Genomic DNA, 12,966 nt, shown 5'->3' with positions numbered 1-12,966 from the left:
CCCTGACTTCCTCAAGAAAGGTGCCGACCGGCGTGGCCGACCGTCTCATCGTCCGTGGCGCTCGCGAGCACAACCTCAAGAACGTCTCGCTCGACCTCCCCCGCGACTCCCTGATCGTCTTCACCGGGCTGTCGGGGTCGGGCAAGTCCTCCCTCGCGTTCGACACGATCTTCGCCGAGGGGCAGCGCCGCTACGTCGAGTCGCTCTCCTCCTACGCCCGGCAGTTCCTGGGCCAGATGGACAAGCCCGACGTGGACTTCATCGAGGGCCTGTCCCCAGCCGTCTCGATCGACCAGAAGTCGACCTCGCGCAACCCGCGGTCGACGGTCGGCACGATCACCGAGGTCTACGACTACCTCCGCCTGCTGTTCGCGCGCATCGGCAAGCCGCACTGCCCCGAGTGCGGGCGCCCGATCGCCCGGCAGTCGCCGCAGGCCATCGTCGACAAGGTGCTGGAGCTGCCCGAGGGCAGCCGCTTCCAGGTCCTGTCGCCGCTGGTGCGCGAGCGCAAGGGAGAGTTCGCCGACCTCTTCGCCGACCTGCAGACCAAGGGCTACAGCCGGGCCCGGGTGGACGGGGAGACCATCCAGCTCACCGACCCGCCGAAGCTGAAGAAGCAGGAGAAGCACACCATCGAGGTGGTCGTCGACCGCCTCACCGTGAAGGACAGCGCCAAGCGGCGGCTGACCGACTCGGTGGAGACCGCGCTGGGGCTCTCCGGCGGCATGGTGATCCTCGACTTCGTCGATCTCGAGGCGGACGATCCGCAGCGGGAGCGGATGTTCTCGGAGCACCTCTACTGCCCCTACGACGACCTGTCGTTCGAGGAGCTGGAGCCGCGCTCGTTCTCCTTCAACTCGCCGTTCGGCGCCTGCCCGGACTGCACCGGCATCGGCACCCGGATGGAGGTCGACCCCGAGCTGATCGTCCCGGACGAGGAGCGGAGCCTGGACGACGGGGCCATCCACCCCTGGTCGCACGGGCACACCAAGGACTACTTCGGACGTCTGGTGGGCGCCCTCGCCGACGCCCTGGGCTTCCGTACCGACATCCCGTGGGCCGGGCTGCCGCAGCGGGCGAAGAAGGCCCTGCTCCACGGCCACAAGACGCAGATCGAGGTGCGCTACCGCAACCGGTACGGCCGCGAGCGCGCCTACACCACCGCGTTCGAGGGCGCCGTGCCGTTCGTGAAGCGGCGGCACTCCGAGGCCGAGAGCGACTCCAGCCGGGAGCGGTTCGAGGGCTACATGCGCGAGGTGCCGTGCCCCACCTGCGAGGGCACCCGGCTCAAGCCGATCGTGCTGGCGGTGACGGTGCAGGGCCGCTCCATCGCGGAGGTCTCCGCGATGTCGATCAGCGAGTGCGCGGAGTTCCTGCGCGACATGAAGCTGAACGCCCGGGAGAAGAAGATCGCCGAGCGGGTGCTGAAGGAGGTCAACGAGCGGCTGCGGTTCCTGGTCGACGTCGGCCTGGACTACCTCTCGCTCAACCGCGCGGCCGGCACCCTCTCCGGTGGCGAGGCGCAGCGCATCCGGCTGGCCACCCAGATCGGCTCCGGACTGGTCGGCGTGCTGTACGTGCTGGACGAGCCGTCGATCGGCCTGCACCAGCGGGACAACCACCGGCTCATCGAGACGCTGGTGCGGCTCCGCGACCTCGGCAACACCCTCATCGTCGTCGAGCACGACGAGGACACCATCAAGACCTCGGACTGGGTGGTGGACATCGGTCCCGGCGCGGGCGAGCACGGTGGCAAGGTGGTGCACAGCGGCCCGCTGGAGGAGCTGCTGGCGAACGAGGAGTCCATGACCGGCCAGTACCTGGCCGGGAAGAAGTCCATCGCGCTGCCGGCCACCCGGCGCGAGGTGGACCCCGGCCGGCAGCTGACCGTGCACGGAGCCCGGGAGAACAACCTGAAGGACATCGACGTGTCCTTCCCGCTGGGCGTCCTCACCGCGGTCACCGGCGTGTCCGGCTCCGGCAAGTCCACCCTGGTCAACGACATCCTCTACACCCACCTGGCGCGGGAGCTGAACGGCGCCCGGTCGGTGCCGGGCCGCCACACCCGGGTGGACGGCGACGACCTGGTCGACAAGGTGGTCCACGTCGACCAGTCGCCGATCGGCCGTACGCCGCGGTCCAACCCGGCCACCTACACCGGCGTCTTCGACCATGTCCGCAAGCTCTTCGCGGAGACCATGGAGGCGAAGGTCCGCGGCTACCTGCCCGGCCGCTTCTCCTTCAACGTCAAGGGCGGCCGGTGCGAGAACTGCGCCGGTGACGGCACCATCAAGATCGAGATGAACTTCCTGCCGGACGTGTACGTGCCGTGCGAGGTCTGCCACGGCGCGCGCTACAACCGGGAGACCCTGGAGGTCCACTACAAGGGCAAGTCCATCGCCGAGGTGCTGGACATGCCGATCGAGGAGGCACTGGACTTCTTCGAGGCGGTGCCCACCATCTCCCGGCATCTGCGGACGCTCAACGAGGTCGGTCTGGGCTATGTGCGGCTCGGGCAGTCCGCGCCCACCCTCTCCGGTGGTGAGGCGCAGCGTGTGAAGCTCGCCAGCGAGCTGCAGAAGCGGTCGACCGGCCGCACGGTCTACGTGCTGGACGAGCCGACCACCGGTCTGCACTTCGAGGACATCAGCAAGCTGATCAAGGTGCTGTCCGGCCTGGTCGACAAGGGCAACACGGTGATCGTCATCGAGCACAACCTCGATGTGATCAAGACGGCGGACTGGGTCGTGGACATGGGTCCGGAAGGCGGCAGCGGCGGTGGTCTGGTCATCGCCGAGGGCACCCCGGAGGAGGTGGCCGCGGTCCCGGCCAGCCACACCGGCAAGTTCCTGCGGGAGCTGCTCGGGGACCGGGTGAGCGACGCCACGGTGCCGCCCGCCCGCAAGCGGGCCACGACCCGGAAGACGGCCGCGGCGAAGAAGACCGCGGCCGCCAGGACCGTGGTGAAGCAGGCCAATTCCACAGCGGTGAAGAAGGCCGCCGGCGCCACCGCCCCGGCGGCGAAGAAGACCGCCCGGAGCCGCAAGGCCTGAGCCCGGCGGACTCCGCACCCGCACCGGCCCGGACGTCGCTGACGTCCGGGCCGGTGCCGTTCGCGACCCGGCCGGTACCGGCCCCCTCCGGGTGGTGCGGTCCCCTTCGGGTGGTGCGGCTGCTCCGGGCGGTGCGGTCCCTTTCGAGTGGTGCGGCTGTTCTGGGTGGTGCGGTCCCCTTCGGGCGGTGCGGCTGCTCCGGGCGGGGCCGGTCACCTCCGGGTGGGGGCCGCCGACCACCGGGCCGGTGCCGCTGCCGGCCCCGCCAGGGCCTTCGCTGACCACTGCGCCGTCCGCTGGGCAAGCGGCACACTCTTCCTCCGCCGCCTGCCACCTCGGTTGCCCGTGGCCGCGCCTGCCGACTCGGCTGCCTGTGACCCGCGCTCGCCACTCCGGCTGGCCGCGCCGACTGTCCCCGGCTACCCGTGCCCGGCTGTCCTCGGGGCCGTGCTGACGCGGCTGTCTCGCCGGGCTCCGTGCCCTGCCGCGTGGCCCCTGCCGCCCCGGGTCCCCCGTCCGGTGTCATGCGCCGCCCGGCTCCGGTCGGCCCGCGTGCCGGCGGGTACCGTCGGGCCGTACGACGTGGCGCCCCGCGCCACCACCGCGAAGCCCGGCCGGCGAGGGTCAGCCGGCGAAGCCAGGGAGATGCCATGAGCAGCCAGCCACCCGCCCGCCGAACCGTGCTGCGAGGGGCCGCGCTGGCCGGCGCGGCGGGTCTCGGGGTCGCCGCCTGCGGAGGGGACGGGGACGGCGAGGCGTCCGCCACCCCGACCGCCCCGGTCGATCTGGGCAGCCCGGACGAGGTCCCGGCCGACGGCACCAAGATCTACCGCGAGGACCGGGTCCTGGTCACCCAGGTCGGCGAAGGCCGGTACAAGGCGTTCAGCGCGGTGTGCACGCACCGCAACTGCGTGCTGAACGGCGTCCGGGACGGTCGGGTCACCTGCTCCTGCCACGGCAGCGAGTTCGACGCCCGTACCGGCAAGGTGTTGCAGGGCCCGGCGGTCGCCCCGCTGCCGCCGGTGCCGGTCCGCACCGACGGGGGCCGGCTGATCGTGGGCCCGGAGGCCTGAGGCGCCGGGACCGGTGGGCCGGGGCCGGCGGTGTGCCCACCGGCCGGCCCGTGGCGGGGCCTTCCGGTGCACCGCCGGGCCCGCCGGGCCGCCCGGAGCCGGCGCACCCGGCCCAGGCGGCAGTTCCCGTCGGCGCTGACGGTGACCCGGGAGGAGTCGCAGACCGGCTCCCTCGTGGGGACGGCGACGTAGCGGTCCACACCGTGCCGGTGCGCCCGCACCGCATGCCGGGCCTCACGGTCCCGCAGTTCCCGGCCTGGGCCCGCCCGCGCCCCATGCCGGGCCTCATGGCCCGGCAGTTCCTGACCTGGGCCCGCCCGCGCCCCACGCCGGGCGGTCATGGCCCCGCATTCCCGGCCCGGGCCTGCCCGCGCCCCATGCCGGGCCTCACGGTCCCGCAGTTCCCGGCCCGGGCCCGCTCGCACCCGCTCCAGGTGCCCCCACCGACGGTGTGCGGCCCGGTGCCGGTGGGCACCTCCAGTGCGGCGAGGAGCCCTTGGCGGGTGCCGGCCTCGTCATCAGAGAGCGGTACGAAGAAGCCGGTGGGCGCTCCGGGCGCTCTCGGAGCTTGTCCGGGTCCAGGGGGCGGGCCGGTGCCCTGGGCGGCAGCTCCGGCGCCTCTTCCAGCGCCCGCACCGCACCCAGTGACGCGGCGCGCCCAGGCCGCCGGGCGCCGTGCTGCCCGTGGCCGTGGCCGCTGACGCCGACCGTGGTGCCGCGCTGGGCCGACCGGTACGGACCCGGTGCGGTGCCCGACCGCGCGCGGCCAGGGCGGCCCGCAGCGCCGGCGGGAAGGCGGCCCACAGCGCCGGGGGAAGGGGCCGGTGCGAGCGGGCCGGTTCCACCTCGGCTGTGGTGCCGCGCTGCGCCGACCGGTACGGACCCGGTGCGGTGCCCGACCGCGCGCGGCCAGGGCGGCCCGCAGCGCCGGCGGGAAGGCAGCCCACAGCGCCGGGCGGAAGGGGCCGGTGCGCAGCGCGCGGGCCGGCTTCCGCCTCGGCGGCTGAGCCGGCGGCGGCCTCGTCCGGGTGCCGCCCCGCGCTACCCGGTCCTGATGTGAATGTTCACGACCGGTCCGCGTCGGTGGCGCGCTCCGAAGGGCGCTGAACAGCCCGGTCCGGGCGCATCTCGTTCACAGCCGATCGCGTTCGTTCACATCCGGATGTCCTCCCGCATGGAAGCGTGTTGACCTGTCTCCGACAACATCGGATGCTCCTGCCCAGCGTCCGGACGCGCTCCTCCACCTCCCCCACTTCACCCCCCTGTCACGGGAGGAACGCCATGCGTTTCGCTTCACGAACCCCCCGCCGGCCGGGCGGCAGACGCGCCGCCCTGGCCGCCGCCGTCGCCGCGGCCCTGCTCGCCCTGCCGACGACCACCGCGAGCGCGGCCGGTCCCGGCTCCGACGACACCGGGACCCGGCAGGCGGCGAGCGCCGCGGCCGGCGCGTACCGGCTCGACATCACCATGCAGGCGCAGCAGAAGAGCAACTGGTGCTGGGCCGCCGCCGGCAACACCGTGGCCACCTGGTACGGCCGGAACTACAGCCAGAACCAGTTCTGCAACGCCGCGTTCAACCGGGCCCAGGGCAGCGACTGCCCCAACAACCAGGCCACCCTCGCCAACGTCCAGACCGCCCTGCGCTGGGCCGGCATCAGCCCCGGCTCGTACGTCAACGGCTGGCTCAACTACAGCACCGTGCAGAACGAGATCAACGCCAACCGCCCGATAGAGACCCGCATCCAGTGGTCCTCCGGCGGCGGCCACATGCACCTGCTCTACGGCTACGACACCGCCAGCAGCTGGGTCTACTGGGGGGACCCGTGGCCCGACAACTACCGCTACAACTGGGCCTCGCACAACTGGTACGTGAACAACGCCGAATTCTCCTGGACCCACTCGCTCTACCGGATCGGTGCGTGACGCCATGACCTTCGTCCACGCCGCCCGTGCGGCCGCCGCGGGTGCCTGCCTCACCGCCCTGGCCGTCCTCGCCGCACCCGCCGCGTCCGCCGCCGACGCCCCGGTCACCCCCGAGGCCCCGGCCGCCGCGGAGGTCACCGCCGCGCACGACGCCGCGGCCGCGCCCGCCACCCTCGACACGCTCTCCCGGTTCTTCTCCCGGGACGGCGCGGTGAGCAGGAGTGCCGCCGCGCCGCGCATCGAGGGCGCCACGGTGCCGGTGTACACCCTCTCGCCGGCGTTCGTGGCCGTCCCGCGGGGCGCGGCGCTCGCCCGGACGCCCATCGCGGAGCTGGAGTTCTGCGCCAGCAAGGCGGTCGCCTCCGACGGGCAGGAGGCGTCGGTGTGGTCCGTCCGGCAGGGCGGGGCCTGGCAGGTGGTCAACATCGCCACCGGCGCCGACGAGTCGCGCTACGCGGCCCAGGGCACCAGGAAGCTCAAGGGCGGCACGGTCTTCCGGGAGCCGCAGATCGACGCCTGGTACGTCCAGCGCGGCGACCGGGTGATGCCGCTCGACCCCGACGCCACCCGTGCCATCGGCGCCGGCGGTACCACGGTGCGCGCCTACCACGAGCGGGTGCGCCGGGCCTACGGCGACAAGCTCCCGGGCTCGCCCTACGCGGCCAAGGGGAAGGCCGGCGGCTACGGCGAGGAGACCGGCCCGGAGCCGGACGGCGGGGCTCCGGCGCGGGCCGGGGCGGCGGGCACCGGTGACGGGCCGCCGGCCGGCGTCCCCGCCGTCGCGGGCGCCGGGGCGCTCGCCGCCCTCGCGCTGGGCGGCGTGGCCGTACTGCGCGCCCGGCGCAGGAGTGCGGGCGACCGCGCGTGACCGGGGGGACGCGCTGAGCGCCCGGCGGCCGACGGACAGCTGACGGCGCGCCCGCCGGGCACCGGGCCCGGTGCCACCGGCCTGCTGCCGCGGCCCGGCGCCCATGGCAGCAGGCCACACAGGGGCCTCGGGAGCGGCCCCGGCCCCGCCCGCGGGAGCGGCTCCCGCTCTGGCCCCGGGAGCGGCCCCGCCGCACGTCACGGGCAGCGGGCCGGCCGCGACGTCCCGGCCCGGCGTCCCCGGTGCGGCGGCACCGGGCCCCGGGGGCGGCCGGCCCCTGCCGGACGCCCCCGAGCCCGCCGGTCCGCCCCCTCGGGGCGTCCCGCCCGGTCCGGCGTCCGTCCTCCGGACGCCGGACCCCGGCCACGCCGGTCGGCCCCCACCGCGGGTCCGAGGAAGGCCCCGGGAGGCCCCGAAAGCCCCGGGAACCCCGGGAGCGGTCCCGGAAACCCCGGGAGCCGTCCCGGGACCGTTCCGGGGCCGTACTGTCATCGCCCGCCAGTAGGGTGGTGACCATGGCCGACCCCAGCAGCTACCGACCCAAGCCGGGACAGATCCCCGACTCGCCCGGGGTCTACAAGTTCCGCGACGAACACCGCCGGGTGATCTACGTAGGAAAGGCGAAGAGCCTCCGTCAGCGGCTCTCCTCGTACTTCCAGGACGTGGCGAACCTCCATCCGCGCACCCGCACCATGGTGACCACCGCGGCGTCGGTGGAGTGGACCGTGGTCTCCACCGAGGTCGAGGCGCTGCAGCTCGAATACTCCTGGATCAAGGAGTTCGACCCGCGGTTCAACGTCAAGTACCGCGACGACAAGAGCTACCCGTCGCTCGCCGTCACGATGGGCGAGGAGTTCCCGCGCGTCCAGGTCATGCGCGGCCCCAAGAAGAAGGGCGTGCGCTACTTCGGCCCGTACGCCCACGCCTGGGCGATCCGCGAGACCGTCGACCTGATGCTGCGTGTCTTCCCGGTCCGCACCTGCTCGGCCGGGGTGTTCAAGCGCTCCGCCCAGATCGGCCGCCCCTGCCTGCTCGGCTACATCGGCAAGTGCTCGGCGCCCTGCGTCGGCCGGGTCAGCCCCGAGGAGCACCGCGAACTCGCCGAGGACTTCTGCGACTTCATGGCCGGGCGCACCGGGGCCTACCTGCGCCGCCTGGAACAGCGCATGCAGGAGGCCGCCGAGGAGATGGAGTACGAGCGGGCGGCCCGGCTGCGCGACGACATCGGGGCGCTCAAACGCGCCATGGAGAAGAACGCGGTGGTGCTCGCCGACGCCACCGACGCCGACCTGATCGCGCTCGCCGACGACGAGCTGGAAGCCGCCGTGCAGATCTTCCACGTGCGCGGCGGCCGGGTCCGCGGACAGCGCGGCTGGGTCACCGACAAGGTCGAGGCGGTGGACGCCGCCGGGCTGGTCGAGCACGCGCTGCAGCAGCTCTACGGTGAGGAACTGGGCGACGCCGGAGAGGCCGGCGGCCGTGGCGGCGTGCCGAAGGAGGTCCTGGTCCCGGCCCTGCCGGACCCGCTGGAACCCATCGTCGAGTGGCTCACCGCCCGCCGTGGCGCCCGCGTGGACCTGCGCATACCGCAGCGCGGCGACAAGAAGGACCTGATGGCGACGGTCCAGCGCAACGCCCAGCAGGCGCTGGCGCTGCACAAGACCAAGCGGGCCTCCGACCTGACCACCCGGTCGCGGGCCCTGGAGGAGATCGCCGCCGCCCTGGACCTGGACTCGGCGCCGCTGCGCATCGAGTGCTTCGACATCTCGCACCTGCAGGGTGACGACGTGGTGGCGTCCATGGTGGTCTTCGAGGACGGGCTGCCCCGAAAGAGCGAGTACCGGCGCTTCCAGATCAAGGGCCGGGTCGGGGACACCCAGGTGTGGCACGGCACCGGCCAGGACGACGTCCGCTCCATGCACGAGGTCGTCAGCCGCCGCTTCCGCCGGTACCTGCAGGAGAAGCAGAAGACCGGGGAGTGGCAGGAGGAGGAGCCGCCCGGCGCGGTACCCGTCGTGGCGGTGGGGCACGACGGGTCCCCGGCCGGGTCGCCGGCCGGGTCCCCGACCGGCGACCCGGCCGGGGAGGACGCCGGCCCGGCGGGCGGCCCGGTCGGCGAGGACGGCCGGCCCAGGAGGTTCGCCTACCCGCCCCAGCTGGTGGTGGTGGACGGCGGCGCGCCGCAGGTCGCCGCCGCCCGGCGGGCCCTGGAGGAGCTGGGCGTCGACGACGTCGCGGTCTGCGGGCTGGCCAAGCGGCTGGAGGAGGTCTGGCTGCCCGGCGAGACCGACCCGGTGGTGCTGCCGCGCACCAGTGAGGGCCTCTACCTGCTCCAGCGGGTGCGGGACGAGGCGCACCGCTTCGCCATCGCCTACCAGCGCAGCAAGCGCGGCAAGTCGATGAAGGCGGGCCCGCTGGACGCGGTGCCCGGGCTGGGCGGCAGCCGCCGCCAGGCGCTGCTGAAGCACTTCGGCTCGCTCAAGCGGCTCCGGGCGGCGACCATCGAGGAGATCTGCGAGGTGCCGGGGATCGGCCGGAAGACCGCCGAGACGGTGGCCGCGGCCCTCGCGGAGGCGGCTCCGGCCGCTCCGGCGGTGAACACCGCCACAGGAGAGATCATTGAGGACGACGGCGCCGTCACCGCGGTGCCGCCGGGGACACGGGGGACGGACACATGAAGAGCAACGAGCACGCGATCGACGGAGACGGAGCACAGGTGAGTACGGGCACGACGGAGGCGTCGGACACCGCGGCCATCCCCGAACTGGTGATCATTTCCGGCATGTCCGGCGCGGGCCGCAGTACCGCCGCCAAGTGCCTGGAGGACCTCGGCTGGTTCGTGGTCGACAACCTGCCGCCCGCGCTGATCCCCACCATGGTGGACCTCGGCGCCCGCTCGCAGGGCAACGTGGCCCGGATCGCCGTGGTCGTGGACGTCCGGGGCCGCCGCTTCTTCGACAACCTCCGCGAGTCCCTCGCCGACCTGGAGGCCAAGAACGTCAAGCGCCGGGTGCTGTTCCTGGAGGCGTCCGACGACGCCCTGGTGCGGCGCTTCGAGTCGGTGCGCCGGCCCCATCCGCTGCAGGGCGACGGCCGGATCGTCGACGGCATCGAGGCCGAGCGGGACCTCCTGCGCGAGCTGCGCGGCGACGCCGACCTGGTGATCGACACCTCCAGTCTCAACGTGCACGAGCTGCGCGCGAAGATGGACGCCCAGTTCGCGGGCGAGGAGGAGCCGGAGCTGCGCGCCACGGTGATGTCCTTCGGCTACAAGTACGGGCTGCCCGTCGACGCCGACCTGGTGGTGGACTGCCGCTTCCTGCCCAACCCGCACTGGGTGCCCGAGCTGCGGCCGTTCACCGGGCTCAACGAGGAGGTGTCCGGCTACGTCTTCAACCAGCCCGGCGCCAAGGAGTTCCTCGACCGCTACTCGGAGCTGCTCCAGCTCATCGCCACCGGCTACCGCCGCGAGGGCAAGCGCTACGTGACGATCGCGGTGGGCTGCACCGGCGGCAAGCACCGCAGCGTCGCGATGTCCGAGCGGCTCGCCGCGCGGCTCGCCGCCGAAGGGGTGGAGACCGTCGTCGTCCACCGTGACATGGGGCGCGAGTGAGCCATCCGCCCATCCGCACCCGGCGCCTGCGACGGCTCGTCGGCGGCCGCACCGGCCGGGCCACGCAGCCCAAGGTCGTCGCGCTCGGCGGCGGCATGGGCCTGTCGGCCTCGCTCGCCGCGCTGCGCCGGATCACCGGTGACCTGACCGCCGTCGTCACCGTCGCCGACGACGGCGGTTCCAGCGGCCGGCTCCGCGACGAGCTCGGGGTGCTGCCGCCGGGGGACCTGCGCAAGGCGCTGGCCGCGCTGTGCGGTGACGACGACTGGGGCCAGACCTGGGCCCGGGTCATCCAGCACCGCTTCGCCAGCGAGGGCGACCTGCACGGCCACGCGGTCGGCAACCTGCTCATCGTCGCGCTGTGGGAGCAGCTCGGCGACCACGTCAAGGCCCTGGAATGGGTCGGCCGGCTGCTCGGCGCGCACGGCCGGGTGCTGCCGATGTCGGCGGTGCCGCTGGAACTGCAGGCGCTGGTGCGCGGCCATGACCCGGACCACCCCGAGCAGGTCGGCACCGTCCGCGGCCAGGCCACCGTCGCGCTGACCCCGGGCGAGGTGCAGTCGGTGCACCTGGTCCCGGAGGATCCGCCCGCCGTCCCGGAGGCGGTCGCCGCGGTGCTGGACGCGGACTGGGTGGTGCTCGGCCCGGGCTCCTGGTTCTCGTCGGTGATCCCGCACCTGCTCGTGCCGGAACTGCTCGACGCGCTCACCGAGACCAAGGCTCGCCGGGTGCTGTCACTCAACCTGGCGCCGCAACCGGGGGAAACCGAAGGCTTCTCCCCGCAGCGTCATTTGGAGGTTTTGGCCCGACACGCCCCTAAACTCGCCTTCGACGTGGTGCTGGCCGACGCGGCCGCCGTGCCCGACCGGAGCAGTCTGTGCGACGCCGCCAAGCGGCTGGGCGCGACGGTCGAGCTGGCCCCCGTGGCGGCGCCCGACGGGGCTCCCCGGCATGACCCGGAGCTGCTGGCGGCCGCGTACGACCGTATTTTTCGGATGCATGGAAGGATCGGCCCATGGCGATGACGCCAGCGGTGAAGGACGAAATCTCCCGGCTTCCCGTCACCCGGACCTGCTGCCGGAAGGCGGAGGTCTCGGCGATCCTCAGGTTCGCGGGCGGACTGCACCTCGTCAGCGGGCGCATCGTGATCGAGGCGGAGCTGGACACCGGGATCGCCGCCCGGCGGGTCCGCAAGGACATCCTGGAGATCTTCGGCCACAGCTCCGATCTGGTGGTGATGGCCCCGGGCGGGCTGCGCCGGGGCAGCCGGTACGTGGTGCGGGTGGTGGCCGGGGGCGACCAGCTGGCACGCCAGACCGGGCTCGTCGACGGCCGGGGCCGCCCCATCCGGGGGCTGCCGCCGCAGGTGGTCTCGGGGGCCACCTGCGACGCCGAGGCGGCCTGGCGCGGCGCCTTCCTCGCGCACGGCTCGCTCACCGAACCGGGCCGCTCCTCGTCACTGGAGGTGACCTGCCCGGGGCCCGAGGCCGCCCTGGCGCTGGTCGGCGCGGCGCGCCGGCTGCAGATCGCGGCCAAGGCGCGCGAGGTGCGCGGCGTGGACCGGGTCGTCGTCCGGGACGGTGACGCGATCGGCGCGCTGTTGACCCGGCTCGGCGCCCATGAGTCGGTGCTGGCCTGGGAGGAGCGGCGGATGCGCCGCGAGGTGCGCGCCACCGCCAACCGGCTGGCCAACTTCGACGACGCCAACCTCCGCCGCTCGGCGCGGGCGGCGGTCGCCGCCGGCGCCCGGGTGCAGCGCGCGCTGGAGATCCTCGGCGACGAGGTGCCCGAGCACCTGGCGGCGGCCGGCCGGCTGCGCATGGAGCACAAGCAGGCGTCCCTGGAGGAACTGGGCGCCCTCGCCGACCCGCCGCTGACCAAGGACGCGGTGGCCGGGCGGATCCGCCGGCTGCTGGCGATGGCCGACAAGCGGGCCCAGGACCTGGGCATCCCGGGCACCGAGTCCAACCTCACCGAGGAGATGGCCGACGGCATGGTGGGCTGACCGGCCCCGCCCCCATCCGTCCGTCCGGCCCGGGCACGGCCCGGCCCGGACGTGCCGCCGCTGCCGCCGGCCCGTGGCGACAGCCGCGCGGCCTGGCCGGCGGCCCGCTCCGCCCCGGCCGTCCTCCGCCGCCCCGCCGCGACCACCTCCGCCCTGGGGCGCCTCGGCCGCCGCCCCGCCGAGAGCGCCGTCCGGTGTGCCGCCCGGCGCGACCGCCGTCCCGGCCGAGCCCCGTTCCACCGAGCCCGCCGTCCCGGGGCCGTCGGGCGTTCCGCCGCGGAGGCCGTCCGGTGCGGGCGCCGTCCGTGCCCGCCGGTCAGGAACATCCGCCGTCCCGTCGCGAGCCCCGCGCCACCGCGCCCGCCTTCGCGGGGGCCGCCGGCCGTCCGTCGCGGAGCCCGTCCGGCGGGTCGTCGCGCCCCCGGCACGAT

Annotated in this window: 8 protein-coding genes; all 8 read left to right on the top strand. The window is 74.3% G+C overall.

Annotated features, from left to right (window positions below; translation table 11 throughout):
* Positions 1-32 precede the first annotated feature (32 nt).
* The 8 genes from uvrA (at position 33) to whiA (ending at position 12,535) form a co-directional block, all read left to right on the top strand.
* Positions 33-3,053: an excinuclease ABC subunit UvrA gene (gene uvrA, locus ACH4B3_RS28585; protein WP_398467581.1), complete on the top strand. Its 3,021-nt coding sequence runs from the start codon at positions 33-35 to the stop codon at positions 3,051-3,053.
* Between the two features lie 650 nt (positions 3,054-3,703).
* Positions 3,704-4,126 carry a Rieske (2Fe-2S) protein gene (locus ACH4B3_RS28580; protein ID WP_398467579.1) on the top strand — a complete coding sequence of 141 codons (423 nt, stop codon included), beginning with the start codon at positions 3,704-3,706 and terminating at the stop codon, positions 4,124-4,126.
* Between the two features lie 1,281 nt (positions 4,127-5,407).
* On the top strand, positions 5,408-6,049 hold the full coding sequence (locus ACH4B3_RS28575; RefSeq protein ID WP_398467577.1) for a papain-like cysteine protease family protein: 642 nt from the start codon (positions 5,408-5,410) through the stop codon (positions 6,047-6,049).
* Positions 6,050-6,053: 4 nt separating this feature from the next.
* The gene (locus ACH4B3_RS28570; protein WP_398467628.1) at positions 6,054-6,917 is read left to right on the top strand and encodes a hypothetical protein; all 864 of its coding nucleotides are present in this window, start codon (positions 6,054-6,056) and stop codon (positions 6,915-6,917) included.
* A gap of 515 nt (positions 6,918-7,432) precedes the next feature.
* Positions 7,433-9,595, top strand: coding sequence for an excinuclease ABC subunit UvrC (gene uvrC / locus ACH4B3_RS28565; protein WP_398467575.1), 2,163 nt, complete (start codon positions 7,433-7,435; stop codon positions 9,593-9,595).
* Positions 9,592-10,530 (top strand): RNase adapter RapZ, encoded by a 939-nt coding sequence (gene rapZ, locus ACH4B3_RS28560; protein WP_398467573.1) that lies wholly within the window; start codon positions 9,592-9,594, stop codon positions 10,528-10,530. Before uvrC ends, rapZ begins: the two co-directional genes overlap by 4 nt.
* Positions 10,527-11,555 (top strand): uridine diphosphate-N-acetylglucosamine-binding protein YvcK, encoded by a 1,029-nt coding sequence (gene yvcK, locus ACH4B3_RS28555; RefSeq protein ID WP_398467571.1) that lies wholly within the window; start codon positions 10,527-10,529, stop codon positions 11,553-11,555. Before rapZ ends, yvcK begins: the two co-directional genes overlap by 4 nt.
* A complete protein-coding gene (gene whiA / locus ACH4B3_RS28550) occupies positions 11,546-12,535 on the top strand; it encodes a DNA-binding protein WhiA (protein ID WP_398467569.1) in 990 nt (329 codons plus the stop codon). Before yvcK ends, whiA begins: the two co-directional genes overlap by 10 nt.
* Positions 12,536-12,966 lie beyond the last annotated feature (431 nt).

This window comes from Streptomyces sp. NPDC018031, from assembly GCF_044327625.1.
Lineage (GTDB): Bacteria > Actinomycetota > Actinomycetes > Streptomycetales > Streptomycetaceae > Streptomyces.
The sequence above is the reverse complement of the archived record's forward strand: the minus strand, read 5'-3'. Positions and strand labels throughout refer to the sequence as shown.